Raw genomic sequence first — 21,684 nt, 5'->3', positions numbered from 1 at the left:
TGACACGGCCAAGCCGGCAATTCAACCGCTTATATAGATGGGTGACAAAGAAAGCGGCTCAGCCGCCCGTCACGCTCATATGGCGGGCGACGGCGGGGCGTTTGTGGGTGCGGTCGATGATGAAATCATGCCCCTTCGGCTTTCGCAGAAGGGCTTCATCGATGGCGCTCGACAGATAGACGTCGCTGTCGGAAGCGCGCAGCGCCGTGCGCAGATCGGCCGCATCGTCCTGGCCCAGACACATATAAAGCGTGCCGGTGCAGGTCAGGCGGACACGGTTGCAGCTTTCGCAGAAATTATGGGTCATCGGCGTAATGAAGCCGAGCCGGCCGCCGGTTTCCTCCACCTTTACGTAACGGGCGGGGCCGCCGGTCTGGTAATCGCTGTCGATGAGTGTGAAGCTTTTTTCCAGATCGGCGCGCAACTGCGACAGCGGCAGATAGCGGTCGGTGCGGTCTTCTTCGATCTCGCCCATCGGCATGGTTTCGATGACAGTCAGGTCCATGCCGCGACCATGGGCAAAACGCATGATTTCAGGCATTTCGGTGTCGTTGAAATCCTTCAGCGCCACGGCGTTGAGCTTGACCTTGATGCCGGCGGCCTGTGCGGCATCCAGCCCTTCCATGACACGGTCGATATCGCCCCAGCGGGTGATCTGGCGGAATTTCTCGCGGTCAAGCGTGTCGAGCGAGACGTTGATGCGCTTGACGCCGCAATCGGCCAGCTCATCGGCATATTTGGCAAGCTGCGAGCCATTGGTGGTCAGCGTCAGTTCGTCCAATGTGCCGTTGCGCACATGGCGGCCGAGATTCCGAACCAGCGACATGATGTTCTTGCGCACCAGCGGCTCGCCGCCGGTGAGCCTGAGCTTGCGCACGCCGCGCGTTATGAAGACGGAACAGAGCCGGTCGAGTTCTTCCAGCGTCAGAAGGTCCTTCTTCGGCAGGAAGGTCATGTGCTCGGACATGCAATAGGTGCAGCGGAAATCGCAGCGGTCGGTGACTGAAACGCGCAGATAGGTAATGGCGCGGCCGAAGGGATCCACCATCGGTGCGTTGTTTTCCGTCAGGAATTGCGCTTTTTCAAGCGATCCGGGGAAACTGTTCACGTCTCCATCCTCATTGCGCGATGCGCCTTTCAAATGATGTAGTGGCTTGCCTATCGTGAGGCAAGTCCGTAATTTTGACGCATATGATGAGCTTACGGAAGTGAAAAATGAGTGATGTCTGGCCGACCGAGCTGCTGGTGTCGAAAGACCGGCGGGAATTGACGGTTTCCTTTGACGATGGAAGCGTTTACCGGCTTCCCGCCGAGATGTTGCGGGTGCTTTCACCCTCGGCGGAAGTGCAGGGTCACGGGCCGGGACAAAAGGTCACGGTACCCGGCAAACGCAATGTCGCCATCCGCTCGATGGTCGCGACCGGCAATTATGCGGTTCGCATCGTTTTCGACGATGGCCATGACAGTGGTATCTACACCTGGAAATATCTGAGGGAACTCGGCGAAACCGGCGACGCACTGTTTGACGATTATCAACGGCAGCTTGCTGAAAAGGGCTTGAGCAGGGAGCCGCTATCCCGGTAGAAAAAGACGGGGGACGAAGCCCTCGTCCTATCAATTGCAACGGGGTGACGTGTGGCTGTCGAAGCGAACGGAAATGATCTGGCCCAGGTGGTCGTGCTTTTGGCGGCAGGTGTCGTCGCCGCGCCGATTTTCAAGCGTATCGGCCTCGGTTCGGTGCTGGGTTATCTGGCTGCCGGCCTGGTGATCGGTCCTTACGGGTTTGGGTTTTTCTCAGATTCGCAGGCCATTCTCCATATTGCCGAACTGGGCGTAGTGATGTTCCTGTTCATCATCGGCCTTGAAATGCAGCCGTCGCGGCTGTGGTCGATGCGGCAGGATATTTTCGGGCTGGGCGCGCTGCAGGTGCTGGTGTGCATGGCGGGCCTGACGTTGATCGGTGTCGGTCTTGGCTTTCCGGTCATCATGTCCTTCGTCGCCGGCACGGGTTTCGTGCTGACCTCGACGGCGATCGTCATGCAGATGCTGCAGGAACGCAACAGCATGTCCAGCCTCAAGGGCCAGCGCATCATCGCCATCCTGCTGTTTGAGGATCTGGCCATCGTGCCGCTTCTGGCGCTTGTCGCCTTTCTCGGTTCGGGCGGCGAACATGTGACGCCCTCGGAGCGCTGGATTTCCGTGGGCATCGCGCTTGCCGCCGTCGGCGCGCTCATCCTTGCCGGACGTTATCTGCTTAACCCGTTCTTCCGGCTGCTCGCCGCCTCCGGTGCGCGGGAGGTGATGACGGCCGCGGCCCTGCTGGTGGTGCTGGGGTCTGCGCTGCTGATGCAGGTCAGCGGACTTTCCATGGCCATGGGCGCGTTTCTCGCCGGCGTGCTTTTGTCGGAATCTTCCTTCCGGCATCAGCTGGAAGCGGATATCGAGCCGTTTCGCGGCATTTTGCTCGGCCTGTTCTTCCTAGGCGTCGGCATGGCGATCGACCTTGCCGTCATCGGCTCCAACTGGCAGCTCGTGGTCGTCAGTGTGGCGGGCTACATGTTGCTCAAGGGTTTTCTGATCTATGGTGTTGCGCGGGCGCTCGGCACCACGCGCCGTGAGAGCCTGGAGCGGGCGGTGCTGATGGCGCAGGGCGGCGAATTCGCCTTCGTGCTTTATTCCGCCGCCGTTAGCGCCGGCATTCTCGACCGGGAGGCGAACGCCATCCTGACCGCGACCATCATCATCTCGATGGTGTTGACGCCGCTGATGGTCATTCTGCATGACCGGCTGGTGCCGGCGGCAGTTCCCAATACCGATGATCTCGACGTGCCTGAGAATGTCGAAGGCAGCATTTTGCTGATCGGCTTCGGGCGTTTCGGGCAGATCGTCAGCCAGCCGCTTCTGGCGCGTGGCTACACCCTGTCTCTCATCGACAAGGATGCCGACTTCGTGCGTGACGCGGCGGAGTTCGGTTTCAAGGTCTATTATGGCGACGGATCGCGGGCGGAAATCCTGCATGCGGCCGGCGCCAGCACGGCGCGCGCGGTGCTCATCTGCGTCGATGACAAGGATGCGGCGGTGCGGATCGCGGAGATCGTCAAGCATGAGTTCCCGCTTGTTCCGGTTCTTGCCCGCGCCTATGACCGTGGCCACGCCATCGATCTTCTGAAGGCGGGCGTCGATTACCAGATCCGTGAGACGCTGGAATCGGCGCTGAATTTCAGTGAGGAAGTGCTGGGCGCCATGGGCGAGGAGCGTGAGGACGCCGCCCGTCTGGTGGAGGAATTCCGCGACCGTGACGAGGAACGTTTCGCCATGGAGGTCGTCGGCGGCATCTATGCCGGCCGTTCGCTGATCCGCGGCAATGCTCAGCCGGCCGACCTCGTCGCCGCACGCACTGCACGCGAGCGGGCGGAGCGGGAAAAGGCGGAAGCGGCGGAAGAATAGGCGTAGTCCCGATATACCGGTTTTAACAGGGTTGGAATTGACATGACGATCATTCACACGGTTGAGGAATTGAAGGCCATCTATGACGGAGCCAGCGAAGCGTCGATCGCCAAGGTAACGGCCACGCTGACGGCCGAATACCGGCTGATGATCGAGGCATCACCCTTTCTGGCGCTGGCGACTGTGGGGCCGGAAGGCATGGACTGTTCGCCGCGTGGTGACAGGGGCGGAGTCGTGCGGGTAGCGGATGACAAGACAGTGCTGCTGCCGGACTGGCGCGGCAACAACCGTGTCGACTCCCTTTTGAACATCGTGCGTGACCCGCGGGTGGCGCTGATGTTCCTGATCCCCGGTTCGAATACCACGATGCGCATCAACGGCCGGGCCGTGGTCTCCGTCGACCCGGAGCTGCTGCAAAGCTTCGAGATGGATGGCAAACATCCGCGCACCGTTATCGTGATGACGATTGATGAGGTCTATTTCCAGTGTGCCAGGGCGCTGATGCGCTCGGAACTGTGGAACCCGGAACACTTCGTCGAACCGGCGTCGCTACCCACGCCGGGTGTGCTGCTGAAAGCCGCGAAAGCGGAGTTCGATCAGGAAACCTATGACCGCGAATGGGCGGCGCGGGCAGCGGCTACGATGTGGTGAGGGGCTTATCGCGAAGAGTACCTCATAGCGATGCAACGATAGGCCGACGTCTTTCCTCTTTCCTCATTCCTGTGCTCGTCACAGGAGCCCAGTCGACGCGCGTCTGCGCGGCGGAGAGAGTTTTACAGCCCAAGGACCTGGGCTGGCCAGATTTCTGTGACAGGCACAGGAATGAGGGTAGGGGAAGTAGCGTGGTTTTAGTGCACCCAAACTGGCGCGATACGCGTCACGTCCGGTAAATGAGCCAGTTCTTGCCGGTATAGTTCTTCTGCATGCCATCCTCGTAAAAGATGGAGCGGTTTCTGCCGGTTTCCTTGGCGTGGTAGAGCGCCGTATCGGCATGGCCATAAAGCTCGCCCGGATTGTTGGCCTGCGAAGCGGAAGCGAAACCGATGGAGATCGTCACCGTGCCATAGTCGGCGCCCGATCTTGAATTGCGGAACGGTGTGCTTTCCAGCGACAGGCGGATGCGCTCGCACATCACCATGACTTCCTCCGGCGTATTGCCGTCGAGAATGATGGCGAATTCCTCGCCGCCGCTTCTGGCGACGAAGCCGTCCTTGCGGACATTGGCGCGGATGACCGAGGCGACGGTTGCCAAAATCTTGTCGCCGACCGGATGGCCGAACGTGTCATTGATCCGCTTGAAATGGTCGATATCGAGCAGCACCAGCGACGTATATTGCAGGCCGATGGAGCTGTCATAGACGCAGGCCAGCCGGTCGTCGAAAGCCCGGCGGTTGGAAAGGCGCGTCAGCGAGTCGGTATTGGCGATGCGCTTATATTCATCCAGTTCCAGACGGACCTGATGCATTTCCTCGGCATGGCGATTGACGTCGTTAAACGCCTTCTCGCCATCGATGATCTTCGTGCCCGTGGCTTCGGCCAGCAACAGGATCGCATTCTTCAGAATATTGGTGCTGGAGGCGTTCTTGTCATCGATGCGCTGGCGCGTTTCGCCAAGGATCCTGTTGTAGTTCTCGATGGAGGATTGTTCCCGCCGCAATGTGCCCAGCAACGCTTCCAGTTCGCGCCTGAGCTTTTCATGCGCGTCGTCGATGGCCCTGACCGGATTGCTTTCGCCGTGGCGCGTGGACAGTTCGTCCAGATCTTCCTGCGTGGCCCGGCTTCCAAGCGCCGCCAGATCTTTCGTCAGCGCCGGGTTCGAGCCGATATAGGCTTCGTAGAAAAGGCTGTAATTACGCGGGATCGGCGAAACACCCATGCTCCGCATGGCGTAGGCAATCTGTCCGGCAATGTCGGGTCCCGTTGTTTTGGGCGTGGATGCCGTGTTCATCAAGAAACTCCAGTGAGTCTGCTTATAGACAATGATTATTATTATGTAGGCTGTTTTGGAAAGCTTAATTTATAGAAAACTAATTTTTGTTCCCGGAAATCCTGTTTTCGTTGATTTTTATCTTATTTAATTGATAATTATAAGTAATTTTCATTTTTATAGATTTCCGGAGTTTTTTACCTCTACTATTCGCCTTGGTGACAGCATCGTATTTATTCTGTCAATCCCGATAACGCTTTTCGAGTGATTTATTTTGGCACAGCAATACAGGGTGCCGGGATAGGAAATGTCGGGGCAGTGCATTTTTCAATTCCGCAAGACATGGCCTATAGGCGGCGAACTTCGTCGCTTATGTCTAAACGCAAGAATCTTACAGTTTTTATTTGATGCTCTCAACGCCAAACGGCGCGGTTAGCGCCGGTATAGGGATGATATTTGTCAAGCTTTTGAAACAGTATGCCGTTTCGATCCGGCGGCTCTGAGACGGCGTCAGGTCCGGAGCTTTATAACCGGGCATTCCGTGCCTGCGGGCGCTTCCGGCGCATGCGGCGGACGTATGATCAGGACGTCGGAATGGGCAAGGATGTTCATCATCGATGAATCCTGCTTGGCATAGGCTTCCGCTACGCGTTCACCGCTTTCGTCAGTGCGGAAACGGGCGCGAAGATAATCCTGCCGATGGTCATTGGCCTTCAGCGGCGCTGCGGTTCTGACTGTCGCTGTGCGTTGCAGAGGCGCGCGCCGGCCGATCCGGCGGATGAGTGGTTCGAGAAACAACAGGCTGCAGACGAGGCTGGCGACCGGATTTCCGGGCAGGCCGAGAACCTGCATCGTGCCGATCGCACCCACCATCAGCGGCTTTCCGGGACGCATGGCGATGCGCCAGAAATCCAGCTGCATGCCTTCCGCTTTCAGTGCCGCCTGCACGAGATCGTGGTCGCCGACGGATGCGCCGCCCAACGTCACCAGCACATCCACCTTGGCTGCGACAGCCTTGCCGATGGCGGCGCGGATCAGCGTATCGTCATCGGCAATGATGCCGAGGTCGAGGACGTCTGCGCCCGCCTGACGGGCGAGGGCTGCGACGCCGAAGGTGTTGGAGGCAATGATCTGGGCCGGGTTCGGTGTGCTGCCCGGTGGCAGCAATTCGTCGCCGGTGGCAAGGATGGCGATGCGCGGCTTTCGGTAGACGGTAAGTGCTGCGTGGTTCATGGCCGCCGCAAGTGTCAGGTCGGTGAAGCCGAGTTCGCGCCCGGCTTGGAGAACGGTTTCTCCCTGCGCAAAATCCTGCCCGCGCGGGCGAATGTGTCTCCCGGCGGTGACTTTGAAGATGGTACGGATCTTGCCGCCTTCCAGCACTTCCGCATCCTCCTGAATGAGGATGGTATCGGCTCCCTCAGGCACGGGCGCGCCAGTGAAGATGCGCACTGCTTCGCCTTCACCCACTGTGCCGGTAAAAGCATGGCCGGCAGCAGCCTGTCCGATGACGGTGAGGACCGAGCCGATCTCTGGCGCATCGGTGCTGCGCAGCGCGTAGCCATCCATGGCTGAGGCGTCAAAAGGCGGCTGGGTGAGGAACGCCGCGAGATCGGCCGAGAGGACACGGCCATCACATTCAGCCAGCGGCAGGGTTTCGCTATCGGTTACCGGAACCGCCGCTTCCAGAAGGCGCCGTGTGGCATCATCTACGGGCAGCAGCGGTTTCATTCAGCTCTCCTGCCGGCGAAAATCACCGGATTTGCCGCCGCTTTTTTCGAGCAGGCGGATATTGACGATTTCCATCGCCTTGTCGGCGGCCTTGGCCATGTCATAGATCGTCAGGCAGGCGATGGAGACGGCGGTCAGCGCTTCCATTTCCACGCCGGTCTTGCCTGACAGTTTCACCATGGCCTCGACGCGCAGGCCGGGCAGGGTGGTATCTTCGGTAATGTCTACCGCCACCTTGGTCAGCATCAGCGGATGGCAGAGCGGGATGAGATTGGCCGTCTGCTTGGCGGCCATGATGCCGGCCAGCCGCGCCGTGCCGATGACGTCGCCCTTTTTGGCATTGCCATCGCGGATGAGCGCCAGCGTTTCCGGTTTCATCTTCACGAAACCTTCGGCAACGGCGACACGGATCGTCTCAGTCTTATCGCCGACATCGACCATATGCGCCTCGCCGCTGGCATCGATATGAGTGAGCTTCTGGCTATCGCTCATCGGGAATTTACTCCGCTGCCAGAATGCCGGATTGGCCCGTCAGCAGCGCTTTGGTGGCCGCCGTCACATCGTCCTTGCGCATCAGGCTTTCGCCGACGAGGAAGGTGCTGATTCCGCTTTTTTGCAGGCGCTGGCAATCCTCATAGGTGAAGATACCGCTTTCGCCGACCAGTAGCTTTTCGGCAGGCACGAGGCCAGCCAGCTTCTCGCTGGTTTCGAGACCGACTTCGAAGGTGCGCAGGTTGCGGTTATTGATGCCGAGAAGCGGCGAGGCGAGTTTCAGTGCTCGTTCTGTCTCTTCGGCGTCATGTACCTCGACCAGGACATCCATGCCGAGCGCGAAAGCCTCGTCTTCAAGGCGTTTGGCTTCATCGTCGGAGAGCGATGCCATGATGAGGAGAATGCAGTCCGCACCCCAGGCGCGGGCCTCATGCACCTGGTAGGTGTCGAACATGAAATCCTTGCGCAGCGCCGGCAAAGCGCAGGCATTGCGGGCGGCGGTCAGGAATTCCGGCGCGCCCTGAAAGCTTGGGCTGTCCGTCAGTACCGAAAGACAGGCAGCGCCGCCGCCCTCATAGGCGGCAGCCAGGGCTGGCGGATCGAAATCCGGGCGGATGAGACCCTTGGAGGGGCTGGCCTTCTTGATCTCGGCGATCAGGCCGAATTTGCCTTCGGCCTGTTTTGTCCGGAGCGCCGTGTAGAAACCACGCGGTGCCGTCTGGTCGGCGGCCATGGCTTTCAGATCGGCCAATGAGACCGTGGCCTTGGCAGCGGCGATTTCCTCGCGCTTGTAGATCTCGATCTTTTTCAGAATGTCGCTCATGATCCCGCTCTCATTCCTGCTTGTGGTCGGCCTGCTCGGTGGCTGCTTCGTTGGAGACAGCGACCAGACGGTCGAGTGCCGCTGCGGCCGCGCCGCTGTCGAGCGCGTCGCTGACGATCGCCATCGCCTGACCCAATGTTTCGGCCTTGCCGGCAATGACGAGGGCTGCGGCTGCGTTGCACAGCGACACGTCGCGATAGGCGTTGCGCTTGCCGGACAGAACCTCGCGCAGCGCTGCCGCATTGGCAATGCCGTCACCGCCCTTGAGATCGTCCATACGGGCGGGTTCGACGCCGAAATCCTTCGGCGTGAGATCGAAGGTGCGGATCTTGCCATTTTCCAGCGCAGCCACATGGGTGACGCCGGTGGTGGTCACTTCATCCATGCCGTCGCCATGCACGACCCAGATGCTTTCCGAACCGAGATCGCGCAGCACTTCTGCGAGCGGCACCAGCCAGCGCGGCGAAAACACGCCGAGCAATTGCCGCTTGGCGCCCGCCGGGTTGGAGAGCGGGCCGAGTAGGTTGAAGATCGTCCGTGTGCCGAGTTCGACGCGGCTGGGGCCGACATGGCGCATGGCAGAATGGTGCAGCTGCGCGAACATGAAACCGAGACCGGCTTCCGTGATGCAGCGGGAGATGAGGTCCGGGCCGATATCGAGCTTCACACCCAGCGCGGACAAGGCGTCCGCCGTGCCGGATTTGGAACTCAGTGCCCGGTTGCCATGCTTGGCGACCGGCAGGCCCGTGCCGGCGACGATGATCGAGGCGAGCGTCGAGATATTATAGGTGCCGATACCGTCACCGCCGGTTCCGACGATGTCGATGGCATTGGCGGGGGCCGAAACGGGCAGCATGCGGGCGCGCATGGAAGAGACGGCGCCGACGATTTCGTCCACCGTTTCCCCGCGCACGCGCAGCGCCATCAGGAAACCGCCGATCTGCGACGGGGTGGCTTCGCCCGACATCAGAATGTCGAAAGCCGCCCGCGCATCTTCGCGGTTCAGGCTTTCTCCGTTCGCGACCTTGGCGATCAACGGCTTCAGTTCGGCCATCGTTCCCGCCCCCCGGTTAGAAGCCGACCATCGCCTGATCGGCGAGGGGCTGATTGATGGTCACACCATAATCATTCTGCAGACGGTCGACCATCTGATCGAGCATGTCGTCGCCAGCCGCGCGGGCAATGGCGGTGAACTGCTGGTCGTCATTGGCAAGCGCGTCGGCGGGCGCATTGGTATCGACCGAAGTAACCTTGAAGAGGATGCGGCTGGAACCTTCGGCATCTGCCGCCGTGCCAACCACGCCTTCAGCGCCGGAGAACACCGCCGCGATTGTCTGGCGACCGAAAATCGCGTCTTCGCTGGTGCGGCGCAGGCCGGATTTCTGCTCGACGGCGAGGCTGAGTTCGCCGGCAACAGCCTCAAGCGTCTCGCCCTTTTCAACGCGGGCCTTCAACTCGTCAGCCTTGGCGGCAAGTGCGGTACGCTGCTGGTCGGCCGTCCAGTCGGCCACGACATCGTCGCGCACTTCGGCAAGCGTGCGGTCGCGGGCGGCGATGATCTGCTCGACATCGAACCAGATGTAACCTTCGCGGCCGAGATTGATCGGCAGGGCTTCCGTGCCGGGTTCGGTCTTGAAGACTTCCTGCGCCAGTTGCGGGGAGGGCAGGCCCTCAATGGCGTCGCCCTTTTCATCGAGGCCGGCGGCATCAATGGCGGCGATGGTGACGGGCTTGAGGTTCAACTGCTTGGCCGCATCGGCAAGCGAGGAACCGCCGGCGCGCAGATCTTCGTAACGGTCATGCACATTGGTGACTTCTTCAGCCGCCGCAGCGGTGGCGAGATCCTTGCGGATATCTTCCTTGGCTTCATCGAGCGTGCGGGTGGTTTCCGGTTTGATGCCGGTGACGCGCAGGATGACCGGGCCGAACGAGCCTTCGACGACCGCAGACACGCCGCCATCCTTCTGGATGCCGAAGGCCGCATCGGCAATCGACGGGTCGGGCATGGTGTCCTTGGTGAATTCGCCGAGCGTTACGTCCGACGCGGTCTTGCCCTGATCCTTCACCACCTGATCATAGGTGGTGTTGCCAAGCCGGATCTGCTCGGCTGCGGCTGCGGCCATTTCCTTGTCCGGGAAGGTCAGCTGTTCCACCGTGCGGCGGCCGGCGGTGCGGAAATTGTCCTTGCGGCTGTTGTAATAATCGGCGATCTGCGCGTCCGTTACCGAAGCCTGATCGGCAATGTCGGAGGGTTCCAGCTTCACATAGGTGAATTTGCGGAATTCCGGGGCGCGGTATTTCGTCTTGTTGGTTTCGAACCACGGCGCAAGCACGTCGTCGCCCGGCGCCTTGACCGGCGGGATGACGGCGTTGGACAGGATGACGTAATCGACCGAGCGTTGCTCGTTGCGATATTGCTTCAACGCGTCCACCAGCACCTGCGGTGCGGCAAAACCATCCGAGACGGCTTCGACGATCTGGCTTCTGACCGCGACCTTGCTGCGTTCCTTGATATAGTCATCCTCGCGGAAGCCGGAATTGCGCAGACGCTCGCTGAACAGATTGCGGTCGAACTGCCCGTTGACCGACTTGAAGGCCGGGTCTTCGGCAATGAGCTTGGCAAGGCGATCTTCCGAAAGGCCGAGATTCATCTTCGAGGCCAGCTCGTCCAGAGATGCTCCTGCCGCAAGCTGGCTGAATACCTGGCGGTCGATGCCGAAGGCCTTGGCCTGCTCGGTCGTCAGCCGGGTGCCGAACTGGCGGCTGAGATCGGAAACCTGGCGCTGATAGGCGAGCCGGAATTCCTGCGGGCTGACCGTCTGATCGCCCACCGTCATGACGGCATGCGAATTGGCGGTGACCAGCGATGCGGAGACGCCCCAGACGCCAAACGAAACAACAAGCAGGAGAAGCAGCAGCTTGGCTGCCATGGTTCGAGAAGCATTTCTCAGGGAATCGAGCATCGTTATGCAAACCTCACAGGAACGTCATCGCGGTAGCCAGCCGTCCGGCCCGCAACGTATTGGCGTTCCTTAAATCAATCCAAACGGAAATTGAAGGGAATTTGCCTTGGAAAAACGGGGTTTTGAAAACGCTTGTGTGATTGGGGGGCTGTTTTTCCACCCGGATCTTCGCTGCATTGCCCTTGTGAGGCGGCAAAATAAAACCGCCCGGAGCGTCCAGGCGGTTGCAAAGAATCGTTTTTAAGGCGGCGGTAGGCCGGTCTGTCGCGCTCAGAAGGCGCGGTCGCGCCGTATCGTCGCCTTGAATTCCTCGTCTTCACGCCGCATCTCGGCGATGACGGAGATCATCGATGTCACGAACATTACGCTGATCAGGGCAAGAAGCATTGTCAGAAATGTAAACATGATGTCGTCTCCGGGAGTTTCGAGGAAATTCTCCCCGCTATCAATAGTAGTTCATATACTGATAACGGGCGGTCAGCTGCGGATAGTCCGGTCCCTGGGCTTCAGGCTTTTGCTCATAAAGGCTAAACGTCGTTGCTACCATTGCGATAACCAGTACTGTCCAGGCAGTGCTGATGACGCTGATTTTCGCAGAAGTAGACTGTTTTTCTCTTACAAACATCTGTCTGTTCCTTTGGTTTGGTTATAACGCACCATGTCTGATCATGTTCCGCGTCAACCTTAAAAATCGATTAGCATCGCGCCGGTGAAACTTCCTTGAATGGCTCGTTCATCTGGCGTTCAGGAAACTGGCTAAGGGCGTCATTCGAGAAAAAGATACTCGGCAGCGAATGATGCGATGACCGAAAGGACGATCATGAAGGCCAGCATTTTCAATTCTCCGGATGCTTAACGGGTGAAAGGCGTTTCGGTTTCCCGATGGTGTGCATTTATAGAAAATAGCCCTGAAACCGCACTGAACGGCCCATTCATCCGGGGTTCAGGCCGCTCGGGCCGCATGCGTGGGTGGTAAAAGTCTTGCGCCGAGCGCCTCTCCATGACAAAAGGCGGCACATATGCGGAAAGCATCGAAGCGCGCCCACCATCTGAGAGCGATATGACGATTGCCTTTTATCCAGGATCATTCGATCCGATGACCAACGGACATCTGGATGTGCTTATCCAGGCGCTGAACGTGGCGTCGAAAGTCATCGTTGCCGTCGGCATTCATCCCGGAAAAGCGCCGCTGTTCAGCTTCGACGAGCGGGCGGCGCTGATAAAGCAGGCGCTTGCCGAACAGCTGCCCACCGAGGCGGCGCGCATGGAGGTTGTCTCCTTCGACAATCTGGTGGTGGATGCCGCCCGCCAGCACGGCGCACATCTTTTGTTGCGGGGCCTGCGTGATGGCACCGATCTCGATTATGAAATGCAGATGGCCGGCATGAACCGCCAGATGGCGCCGGACATTCAGACCGTGTTCCTGCCCGCCGGAACGTCGTCGCGACCCATTACAGCCACATTGGTCCGGCAGATCGCCGCCATGGGCGGCAATGTCGACGCCTTCGTGCCGAAAGCCGTGCTTGAAGCCCTCAACGCCAAGCTGAAGCGCTGACTTCAGCCCCACATTCTGGAGCCAATCCGATGAAACTCGTTCGATTTGCCTTTGCCGGCGCCCTGTTTGCGGGCGCGCTTGCCGCCAGCACCATTGCTTCGGCCGCCGAACTGCTTACCGTGCAGCTGAAGGACGGCCCTGTCGTCATCGAGCTGATGCCGGAAGTCGCGCCCAAGCACGTGGCGCAGATCGAGGCGCTGGCCAAGAAGGGCGCTTATGACAATGTCGCCTTCCACCGCGTCATCGACGGTTTCATGGCGCAGACCGGCGACGTGCAGTATGGCAACATGGAAAAGAGCTTCAACGCCCAGCGTGCGGGCACGGGCGGCTCCGACCTGCCGGATATCCCTGCTGAATTCTCCAAGACGCCGTTCACGCGCGGCGTGGTCGGCATGGCCCGCTCGCAGGATCCGAATTCCGCCAATTCGCAGTTCTTCATCATGTTTGCCGACGGCCCGTTCCTGAACGGCCAATATACCGTGGTCGGCAAGGTCGTGTCCGGCATGGAAGCCGTGGACAAGATCAAGCGCGGCGCCGGCGGCAATGGCGAAGTTTCCAACCCCGACCGGATGATCAAGGTCACCGTCGGCAAGAAGTAAGGTAGGGCAATAGAGCCCGAACAGAGGAGAATAATCATGGCTGAGATCAAGGATCCGGAAAACACCATCATCATGGAAACGACGACCGGCAAGGTCGTCATCCAGCTGCTTCCGGAAGTTGCTCCGGGCCACGTTGCCCGCATCAAGGAACTGGTATCGGAAGGCGCCTATGACGGCGTCGTGTTCCACCGCGTCATCCAGGACTTCATGGCCCAGACCGGCGACGTGAAGTTCGGCAAGAAGGGTTCGGAAAGCTTCAACCCGGCTCGCGCCGGCATGGGCGGTTCTGAAAAGGAAGACCTGAAGGCCGAATTCTCCGCCATTCCGCACGTGCGCGGCACCTGCTCCATGGCCCGTTCGCAGAGCCCGAACTCCGCCAACTCGCAGTTCTTCATCTGCTTCACGGACTCTCCGTGGCTGAACAAGCAGTACACCGTCTGGGGCCAGGTCATCGAAGGCATGGAAGCCATCGACAAGGTCAAGCGCGGCGAGCCTGTGAAGGATCCCGATTCGATCGTGTCCATCAAGCTTGCTTCGGCAGCTTGAAGGTAGCGTATAAAGCGTTCACCCGCTCCGCAGGCGACTGCGGGGCGGTTTCACATTGATGACGAGGGTGCCAGTTTCTCCGTCGTCATCCTCGGGCTTGTCCCGAGGATCTGATCACGTTGACGTTGTGGATCGTTAGATCCTCGGGACAAGCCCGAGGATGACGTTGAGTGTACTAGGAAGCCTTGTCACCACCTTCCACCCGCCCCACGCAATGCAGGGCGGGTTTTGATATTTTCGAGAGCCCTTGCAATGCGTGTAGACCTGTTCGATTTCGATCTGCCCGAGGAGAATATCGCGCTTCGCCCGGCGAACCCGCGCGACAGCGCGCGCCTGCTGGTGGTCGATCCGAATGCGGACCGCATGGAAGACCATCACGTCTTTGACCTGCCGTCTTTCCTGCGGCCCGGCGATGCGCTTGTCTTCAACGACACCCGCGTCATTCCGGCCCAGCTTGAAGGCGTGAGATTGCGCGAAGGCGCGCCGGAGACGGCGGTCTCGGCAACGCTGCACATGCGTGCCGACCAGTCGCGCTGGAAGGCATTCGCACGGCCCGGCAAGCGCATCAAAGAGGGCGACCGCATCCGTTTCGGTTATGAACGCGACAATGCCTGCGGCCTTGCCCATCTGGAAGCCACCGTCGAGGAAAAGGGCGAGGATGGCGAGATAACGCTGCTGTTCGACGTTTCCGGCCCGGTGCTGGACGAGGCGATTGCGTCGGTTGGCCATATTCCACTGCCGCCTTACATCGCCGCCAAGCGGCCGGAAGATGCGCAGGACCAGACGGACTATCAGACCATTTATGCCCGCGAAAAGGGCGCTGTCGCTGCCCCCACCGCCGGGCTGCATTTCACGCCTGACCTGTTTGCGGCGCTGGACAAGGCCGGTATCGAGCGGCATTTCGTGACGCTTCACGTTGGGGCAGGCACTTTCCTGCCGGTAAAGTCCGACGATACCGACGATCACAAGATGCATTTCGAGATCGGCCATGTTTCGCAGGAAACAGCCGCAAAGCTTAATGCGGTGAAGGCGCGGGGCGGGCGCATCATCTGCGTCGGCACCACTTCGCTGCGGCTGATCGAGAGTGCGGCCACCGAAGATGGCACCATCCACCCATGGTCAGATGCGACCGGCATCTTCATCACGCCCGGATACCGTTTCCGCGCGGTCGATATGCTGATGACCAATTTCCACCTGCCGAAATCGACGCTGTTCATGCTGGTTTCGGCTTTCTGCGGTCTCGAAACGATGCGTGCCGCTTATAAGCACGCTATCGAAACCGGATACCGTTTTTATTCCTATGGCGATTCCAGCCTGTTGTTCCGGAAGAACTGATGCACGACACATTCACCTTCACCCTGAAAGCCACGAGCGGTGGCGCGCGCCTCGGCGAAGTCGCCATGCCGCGCGGCGTCATCCGCACGCCTGCCTTCATGCCGGTTGGCACCGTCGGCACCGTCAAGGCCATGTATCTCGATCAGGTGCGTGAATTGGGGGCCGATATCATTCTCGGCAATACCTACCACCTGATGCTGCGGCCCGGCCCGGAGCGTGTGGCGCGCCTCGGTGGTCTGCATGAGCTGATCCGCTGGCCGCATCCGATCCTCACCGACAGCGGCGGTTTTCAGGTCATGTCGCTTTCCGGCCTGCGCAAGCTCGACGAGAAGGGCGTGACCTTCAAGAGCCATGTGGACGGTTCGCTGCACCACATGTCGCCGGAACGCTCGATTGAAATTCAGGGCATGCTCGATTCCGATATCCAGATGCAGCTCGATGAATGCATCGCGCTGCCGGCCGAGCGCAAGGAAATCGAGCGCGCCATGGAAATGTCGCTGCGCTGGGCCGAGCGCTGCCGCGTCGCCTTTGGCGAGCAGCCCGGCAAGGCCATGTTCGGCATCGTGCAGGGCGGCGACCAGCCGGATCTGCGCATTCGTTCCGCCGAAGGGCTGAAGCAGCTCGATCTGAAGGGCTATGCGGTCGGCGGTCTTGCCGTCGGCGAGCCGCAGGATGTGATGCTCGGCATGCTCGATATCACCCTGCCGGTCCTGCCCACGGAAAAGCCGCGTTACCTGATGGGCGTCGGCACGCCTGACGATATCCTGAAATCCGTGGCGCGCGGCATCGACATGTTCGACTGCGTGATGCCGACCCGCTCGGGCCGTCACGGGCTGGCCTTTACCCGTCGCGGCAGGGTCAATATCCGCAATGCCCGCCACGCCGAGGATATGCGCCCGCTGGACGAGCAGTCCAACTGCCCGGCCTCGCGCGATTATTCCCGCGCCTATTTGCATCATCTCACCCGCTCCAACGAGGCGCTGGGCGGCATGCTGCTCTCCTGGCATAATCTTGCCTATTATCAGGAGCTGATGCAGGGTATCCGCAAGTCGATCGAGGAAGGCCGTTTCGCCGATTTTTATGCGGAAACCATAGAGATGTGGGCAAAGGGCGACATAGACCCGATCTGATATTTCCCGACCCTTCTCCTGTTTCGGACGCTTTCCGTGGCACATGCGCCTTACGTTCTTTTCCGGGATGATACGACCGGCACGGTGACAGCCTTCACCGAGCCGGAAGAGATTATCGTGGCGGATGAGCCGGAAGCTTTTTTTGCGGCACTCCAACGCATGGAAGAGTTGCGCCGCGCCGGGAAATACCTTGCCGGCTACATGTCCTACGAGGCGGGTTTCCTGTTCGAACCGAAGCTTGCGCCATTTGCCGAAGAGCCCCGCAATGTGCCGTTTCTGCGCTTTGGCGTCTTTTCCGGACCGCAGCCGGATGCGGGCCGGTTCGCGCGTCCCGACGATATGCCGGATGCGGATGCGTTTCTTTCCGATCCCGTGCCGGCATGGACACTCCAAGAATACCAGCAGCGCTTTGCGCGACTGCACGACCATCTGCGTCGTGGCGACTGTTATCAGGGCAATCTGACCATGCCCGTTCAAGCCCGCTGGAGCGGCGATCCGCTCACCGCCTTCTGGTCGCTGATCGAACGGCAGCCGGTTAAATACGGCGCGCTGGTCGATCTTGGCGGCCCGGTCATCCTGTCGCGCTCGCCGGAACTGTTTTTCTCGGTCGATGGCGAGGGGTTCATCGAAACCCATCCAATGAAGGGCACCACACCGCGCGGGGCGGATGCGGAGGAGGACAGGGCAATCATTACGGCGATGCTGGCGGATGAAAAGACGCTGGCCGAAAATCGCATGATCGTCGATCTGCTGCGCAACGATATTTCCCGTATCACCGAGGTCGGCAGCCTTCATGTGCCGCGACTGTTCGATATCGAAACCTATCCGACCGTGCACCAGATGGTCAGCCATGTGCGGGCGAAGCTTCTGCCTGACGTGACGGTGGAAGACATCTTCGCCGCGCTGTTTCCCTGCGGTTCTGTGACGGGCGCACCAAAAATGTGGGCGATGAAAATCCTGCGGGAGCTGGAAGCTGGCCCACGCGACGCCTATTGCGGCGCAATCGGCTTCATGTCTCCCTGTGGTGATATGCGGTTCTCAGTGGCGATCCGCACGCTCAGCCTGTTTGACGACGGCCGCGCCGTCTTCAATGTTGGCGGCGGCATCGTCTTCGATTCCGATGCAAAAGCCGAATATGATGAGTGTCTGCTGAAATCGAAATTCGCGGTGGGAGACAGGTTGTTGCGGCGGTGATCACCGCCCGATCACCTCGAACGTTCCATCCTCCACCAGCACTTCTTTCGCCGCCGTGTGGCTGAGAAAACCCGAAGGACTGGCGCTTGCGCCATAAGCGCCCGATTGCAGGATGGCGACGAGATCGCCGGCCTTCAGTTTCGGCAGCACGGCATTGCGGGCAAGCGTGTCTAGCGGGGTGCAGAGCGGGCCGACGATGGTGGCGGTCTCGTCATGGTCCGCCTGCATCAGGGCCGGCGCGACGATGGGGTAATTGCGTTTGACGATCTGGCCGAGATTGCCTGAGGCGGCAAGGTGGTGGTGCATGCCGCCATCCGTCACCACGAAAGTGGTGCCGCGCGAGGTTTTTACCGAATTGACTTCCGCCACATAGATGCCGCCAGGGCCGGCGAGGAAGCGGCCGGGTTCGACGATGATATGGGCGTCGGTTATCAAGGGATGCGCTTTCACAAGCGCCTTGAGGTCGGGAATGGCGGCGCTGACCGTTGCAAGGTCGAGCGGCGTTTCCCCGGCGAAATAGGGAATGCCGAGGCCGCCGCCGAGATCGATGGTCTCGAGCGGCCTGCCCAGCATTTCCGCCATGCGCGCCGCAAGGGAAATGGCGTGTCGCCATTGGGAGACAAGCATATCGGCGTCGAGAATCTGCGTGCCGCCATAGATGTGCACGCCGACGAGATCGATATGTCTGGCGTCCTTGAAGAGCGGCAGGACGTTTTCCAGTTCCTCTTCATCAAAACCGAAGGCGGTGGCCTTGCCGCCCATGCGCATGGCGCCCGCCTGCGCATCCGGCACCGGGTTGATGCGGATGGAGGCTTTGACCGGCCTGCCGATCTCTTCGATACGGGCGATTTCCTCAGCGCTTTCGATGTGGATTTCGCCGATTCCGCTGTCGATCACCTCACGCAATTCGACCATGCCCTTGCCGGGGCCGGCGAAGATGATGTTCTCAGGTGCGACACCCGCCTTGATGGCGGCGCGATATTCGCCGACGGAGGCGATTTCAGCGCCGGCACCTTGCTGCCGGAAAAGCGCGATACTGGCGGGCAGGGGATTGGCCTTCACCGAATAATAGATATTGGCAAAGCCCGATAGCGCCGTTTCAAGGTTCTGATAGGCGCGGCGCATGGCGCTTGCATCATAGAGGAAGCACGGCGTTCCGGTTTGGGCGACGATATCGCCCACCGCAAGTCCGCCGATGACAAGATCATTGTCAGTGACCGTAAATTGCGCAGCCGCAAGCGCTGGGCCGTGGCTCTGGGTTTTATCCGTGGGCGACATTGTCCGTCCGTTCGCGCACCAGCGCGCGGTAATCCACCTTGCCATTGGCGGTGACCGGAAGCCGGTCGACCAGTTCGATGGCGCGCGGGATCATGAAGGGAGCGAGCATTTCGGCGGCTTTCCTGAGTGCTGCCGAAATGTCGATATTTTCGTTGGCGGCGGTTGCCACCGCATGCACCTTTTCACCGGCGAAGGCGTCCGGCAAGCCGATGACGGCAACCTGCTGGAACAGACCCGTCGACATCAGGCTTTCCTCCACCTCTGTCGGGCTGATGCGATAGCCTGACGATTTGATCATCGCATCGTTGCGGGCAACGAAGCTGAAGAAACCGTCTTCGTCTTCCACGGCCAAGTCACCGGAATAACAGACGGTTTCTCCGCCCAGTGCCGCCGGAATGAAGGGATGAGGCCGCAGAACTTTTGCCGTGTCGTCCGGCCGGTTCCAGTAACCGAGCGATACCGTCGGGCCGCGGTGGACGAGAATGCCTGGCTCGCCCGGTTTTGCCCGCTGTCCCTTATCGGTGACGATGAAGATTTCGCATTCCGGAATGGCCTTGCCGATGGAAGTCGGGCGGTGGTCGATCTCTTCCGGTGGCAGGAAGGTGGAGCGGAAGGCCTCGGTCAGGCCATACATCAGGTAAATCTTGGTGTCCGGCAGTTTTTCGCGCAGCGCTTTTACGGTTTCCTGCGGCACGCGCCCGCCGGAATTGGTGATGTAGCGCAGATGCGGCAGCGACGTCTTTGCGAGCGACGGGGCCGCTCTCGTCAGGATCGCCCAGACGGTCGGCACGCCGGCGAGACCGGTTACGGCATGATTGCGCAAATCGCGGACGATATCGTCGCCCAGCCTGAAGGTGGAGATGATTGTGGTCGCGCCCTGTTCCACCGCCGTCAGCAGTTGGTTCAGGCCGTAATCGAAGCTGAAGGGCAGGAGGGAAAGAATGCGGTCGCTCGCCGTAATCTCCAGATAGGTGCGCACGATGCGCGCGCCGGCCAGAAGATTGCGGTGCGACAGCATGACGCCCTTGGGTGAGCCGGTGGAGCCCGATGTATAGAGGATCGCCGCGAGGTCCTCGCCGATTGCCGCCGAAGGGCGGGCAGGCGCTACGCGTGTCGCGATTTCTTCCGCCAGCATCACCGTGACATGGGGAAGGTCTTCCAGCGCCGCCTTCAGCTCATCCATCATCACCGCGCTGCTGATGACGATTTTCGCGCCGCAATCCCTGATGATATGGCGGATCTGCTGTGATTTCAGCAGCGCATTGACCGGCACGAAAACGCCGCCGGCCATGCTCACCCCGAAGATTGACCAGCATTCCTCGATGCCGCGCGGCAGGAAAATGACGACGCGGTCGCCGCGTTCTGCGCCGGCCTGCTGCAGGGCCGCTGCGCAACGGTTCGCCGCTTGCGCGAATTCCCGGTAGCTCAAAGCTATATCTTTGTGGACAAGCGCCTGATCGTCGCTTGCCGCGCGAGCAGTGAGCAGGTGATGCAGCAGGAAATGGGGTGTCATTTCCGTTCCCTGAGGACGAAGGCGATGAGATCGGCGGGCGTGCCGAGATTTTCCGGCGTGAAATGTTCGTCATCAAGCACGATGCCAAAACTCTCGCTGAGGAAGACCATCAATTCCAGGAAGCCGAGCGAATCGATCGCGCCGCCTTCTAGAAGCAATGTATCGTTGGTAAAAGGCGCGTAGGCGGGAAAGCGGTCCGAGAGATAGGCGTAGATAGTATCAGCAACGTTGGTTTCGCTTTTCTTCGCCGCAAGCATGCTTGTTCTCCGATGTCCCGTCTGTTTCCCGTAAAACCCGCCCCGGAATGACACTTTATCTGTAAAGGTCGAGATTCTGTCAGGTCCACCAGGATTCACTAAAATACGTAGGGTGGCAATAACACCAACTCTGAGTATGTTTCGTTAATAAAATGTGGGTTCCATGCGCCTTTTACTTGTATAGGCGCGAATTTATGTGCCGCAAACCCACCGCCATTGTGCTCACCGTCAAGTGCCGCCATGGTCAGGGCAAGCCTGCCCCGGCCTAGAAGATGGCGGGCGATTGCAGAAATATGCCTTTGCGCGAGTTCTCTGTCTTCGCAATAGATCAAGCGGGCGGACGGCAGCTTCTTGGTCGTGGTTTTCAAGAACACCAGCGGATAGTGACGGCCATCCGCCTGCATTATGGCGACGATGCAACCGAGCCGCAGGTGATCTTCCAGCATCTCGCGCATGGCGGCCGACAGGGTATCCGGCGGCACGGCGGCAAGCGGATTGAGCCGCGTGCCGGAAGGACGCAGCGCCTTGAGCGGCAGGGGATAGAAAAGCGTGCGATCCGTCACCATCTGAAAACCCAGCCTCTCATTCAGCCTGCAGGCTTCGGGAGACGGGGTAAGGTCGGTGAACAGTTCTTCCTCGGATGAGGAGGCGATTTGCAGCATACGTGGTGCAAACCACCGGCACGAAGGCTCGACATACCAGCTGGACAGGTTGACAACGATCCTGCCGGTTTCAGGCAGACGGCTTTTGATCGTCAACAGAACGCCCGCCGCGTTCTCACCCTTCATCAGCAATTGCCCGATCGGACCAAGCTCCCGCCGCTCATGATGATCGCTGATGAGCGACAGCCCGCGGGACCAGAAGGCCTTGCTTTTTTCGGGGAAACCTTTCGCCAAA

At 60.0% G+C, this 21,684-nt stretch carries 22 protein-coding genes; 9 read left to right on the top strand and 13 right to left on the bottom strand.

Features of this window, described 5'->3' with window-relative positions:
- Positions 1–58: 58 nt before the first annotated feature.
- Positions 59–1,108: a GTP 3',8-cyclase MoaA gene (gene moaA / locus JZX89_RS15655; RefSeq protein WP_207134631.1), complete on the bottom strand. Its 1,050-nt coding sequence runs from the start codon at positions 1,106–1,108 to the stop codon at positions 59–61.
- Between the two features lie 107 nt (positions 1,109–1,215).
- On the opposite strand from moaA, the gene JZX89_RS15650 reads away from it, so the two are divergent.
- From JZX89_RS15650 to JZX89_RS15640, 3 genes are read left to right on the top strand one after another with little or no spacing between them, the layout of a single operon-like run.
- Positions 1,216–1,584: a gamma-butyrobetaine hydroxylase family protein gene (locus JZX89_RS15650; RefSeq protein ID WP_046798342.1), complete on the top strand. Its 369-nt coding sequence runs from the start codon at positions 1,216–1,218 to the stop codon at positions 1,582–1,584.
- Positions 1,585–1,635: 51 nt separating this feature from the next.
- Positions 1,636–3,447: a monovalent cation:proton antiporter-2 (CPA2) family protein gene (locus JZX89_RS15645; protein WP_174372492.1), complete on the top strand. Its 1,812-nt coding sequence runs from the start codon at positions 1,636–1,638 to the stop codon at positions 3,445–3,447.
- Between the two features lie 42 nt (positions 3,448–3,489).
- Positions 3,490–4,098 carry a pyridoxamine 5'-phosphate oxidase family protein gene (locus tag JZX89_RS15640; protein WP_153513847.1) on the top strand — a complete coding sequence of 203 codons (609 nt, stop codon included), beginning with the start codon at positions 3,490–3,492 and terminating at the stop codon, positions 4,096–4,098.
- 226 nt (positions 4,099–4,324) lie between these two features.
- Here the strand turns inward: JZX89_RS15640 and JZX89_RS15635 are convergent, their stop codons facing one another.
- The 8 genes from JZX89_RS15635 to JZX89_RS15605 form a co-directional block, all read right to left on the bottom strand.
- Entirely contained in the window at positions 4,325–5,395 is a 1,071-nt protein-coding gene (locus JZX89_RS15635; RefSeq protein WP_149897478.1) for a GGDEF domain-containing protein, read from the bottom strand.
- Between the two features lie 489 nt (positions 5,396–5,884).
- Positions 5,885–7,102, bottom strand: a complete 1,218-nt coding sequence (locus JZX89_RS15630) for a molybdopterin molybdotransferase MoeA (protein WP_207134630.1) — start codon at positions 7,100–7,102, stop codon at positions 5,885–5,887.
- Positions 7,103–7,594 carry a cyclic pyranopterin monophosphate synthase MoaC gene (moaC, locus tag JZX89_RS15625; RefSeq protein ID WP_153513845.1) on the bottom strand — a complete coding sequence of 164 codons (492 nt, stop codon included), beginning with the start codon at positions 7,592–7,594 and terminating at the stop codon, positions 7,103–7,105. It abuts the gene before it with no gap.
- Positions 7,595–7,601: 7 nt separating this feature from the next.
- Positions 7,602–8,417, bottom strand: a complete 816-nt coding sequence (gene trpC, locus JZX89_RS15620; RefSeq protein WP_207134629.1) for an indole-3-glycerol phosphate synthase TrpC — start codon at positions 8,415–8,417, stop codon at positions 7,602–7,604.
- Positions 8,418–8,427: 10 nt separating this feature from the next.
- The gene (gene trpD, locus JZX89_RS15615; protein WP_207134628.1) at positions 8,428–9,471 is read right to left on the bottom strand and encodes an anthranilate phosphoribosyltransferase; all 1,044 of its coding nucleotides are present in this window, start codon (positions 9,469–9,471) and stop codon (positions 8,428–8,430) included.
- A 16-nt stretch (positions 9,472–9,487) separates the two neighbouring features.
- Positions 9,488–11,380 carry a SurA N-terminal domain-containing protein gene (locus tag JZX89_RS15610; protein ID WP_207134627.1) on the bottom strand — a complete coding sequence of 631 codons (1,893 nt, stop codon included), beginning with the start codon at positions 11,378–11,380 and terminating at the stop codon, positions 9,488–9,490.
- Between the two features lie 270 nt (positions 11,381–11,650).
- Positions 11,651–11,785: a hypothetical protein gene (locus tag JZX89_RS28780; RefSeq protein WP_256367998.1), complete on the bottom strand. Its 135-nt coding sequence runs from the start codon at positions 11,783–11,785 to the stop codon at positions 11,651–11,653.
- Between the two features lie 40 nt (positions 11,786–11,825).
- Positions 11,826–12,005, bottom strand: coding sequence for a hypothetical protein (locus tag JZX89_RS15605; RefSeq protein WP_046798466.1), 180 nt, complete (start codon positions 12,003–12,005; stop codon positions 11,826–11,828).
- A 435-nt stretch (positions 12,006–12,440) separates the two neighbouring features.
- On the opposite strand from JZX89_RS15605, the gene coaD reads away from it, so the two are divergent.
- The 6 genes from coaD to JZX89_RS15575 all read left to right on the top strand — a co-directional run bounded on the left by coaD (position 12,441) and on the right by JZX89_RS15575 (position 17,739).
- Entirely contained in the window at positions 12,441–12,935 is a 495-nt protein-coding gene (coaD, locus tag JZX89_RS15600) for a pantetheine-phosphate adenylyltransferase (protein WP_207134626.1), read from the top strand.
- A gap of 29 nt (positions 12,936–12,964) precedes the next feature.
- Positions 12,965–13,534 carry a peptidylprolyl isomerase gene (locus JZX89_RS15595; RefSeq protein WP_149897485.1) on the top strand — a complete coding sequence of 190 codons (570 nt, stop codon included), beginning with the start codon at positions 12,965–12,967 and terminating at the stop codon, positions 13,532–13,534.
- A gap of 36 nt (positions 13,535–13,570) precedes the next feature.
- Positions 13,571–14,080 carry a peptidylprolyl isomerase gene (locus tag JZX89_RS15590; protein ID WP_149897486.1) on the top strand — a complete coding sequence of 170 codons (510 nt, stop codon included), beginning with the start codon at positions 13,571–13,573 and terminating at the stop codon, positions 14,078–14,080.
- A gap of 252 nt (positions 14,081–14,332) precedes the next feature.
- Positions 14,333–15,415: a tRNA preQ1(34) S-adenosylmethionine ribosyltransferase-isomerase QueA gene (gene queA / locus JZX89_RS15585; protein WP_207134625.1), complete on the top strand. Its 1,083-nt coding sequence runs from the start codon at positions 14,333–14,335 to the stop codon at positions 15,413–15,415.
- Positions 15,415–16,545 carry a tRNA guanosine(34) transglycosylase Tgt gene (gene tgt, locus JZX89_RS15580; protein ID WP_153513838.1) on the top strand — a complete coding sequence of 377 codons (1,131 nt, stop codon included), beginning with the start codon at positions 15,415–15,417 and terminating at the stop codon, positions 16,543–16,545. The genes queA and tgt overlap by 1 nt, the downstream gene beginning before the upstream one ends.
- Before the next feature lie 36 nt (positions 16,546–16,581).
- Positions 16,582–17,739 (top strand): aminodeoxychorismate synthase component I, encoded by a 1,158-nt coding sequence (locus JZX89_RS15575; protein WP_207134624.1) that lies wholly within the window; start codon positions 16,582–16,584, stop codon positions 17,737–17,739.
- Here the strand turns inward: JZX89_RS15575 and JZX89_RS15570 are convergent, their stop codons facing one another.
- The 4 genes from JZX89_RS15570 to JZX89_RS15555 all read right to left on the bottom strand — a co-directional run bounded on the left by JZX89_RS15570 (position 17,740) and on the right by JZX89_RS15555 (position 21,635).
- Positions 17,740–19,017 carry a type III PLP-dependent enzyme gene (locus JZX89_RS15570; RefSeq protein WP_207134623.1) on the bottom strand — a complete coding sequence of 426 codons (1,278 nt, stop codon included), beginning with the start codon at positions 19,015–19,017 and terminating at the stop codon, positions 17,740–17,742.
- Entirely contained in the window at positions 19,001–20,530 is a 1,530-nt protein-coding gene (locus JZX89_RS15565; RefSeq protein ID WP_207134622.1) for an AMP-binding protein, read from the bottom strand. The genes JZX89_RS15570 and JZX89_RS15565 overlap by 17 nt, the downstream gene beginning before the upstream one ends.
- Positions 20,527–20,787, bottom strand: coding sequence for an acyl carrier protein (locus tag JZX89_RS15560; RefSeq protein ID WP_149897491.1), 261 nt, complete (start codon positions 20,785–20,787; stop codon positions 20,527–20,529). Before JZX89_RS15560 ends, JZX89_RS15565 begins: the two co-directional genes overlap by 4 nt.
- 98 nt (positions 20,788–20,885) lie before the next feature.
- Entirely contained in the window at positions 20,886–21,635 is a 750-nt protein-coding gene (locus JZX89_RS15555) for a hypothetical protein (protein WP_207134796.1), read from the bottom strand.
- Between the last annotated feature and the right edge of the window lie 49 nt (positions 21,636–21,684).

Origin of the sequence: Agrobacterium burrii (assembly GCF_017313405.1) — a bacterium.
In the GTDB taxonomy this organism is placed as follows: Bacteria; Pseudomonadota; Alphaproteobacteria; order Rhizobiales; family Rhizobiaceae; genus Agrobacterium; species Agrobacterium burrii.
This window is presented reverse-complemented; position numbering and strand designations above follow the sequence as displayed.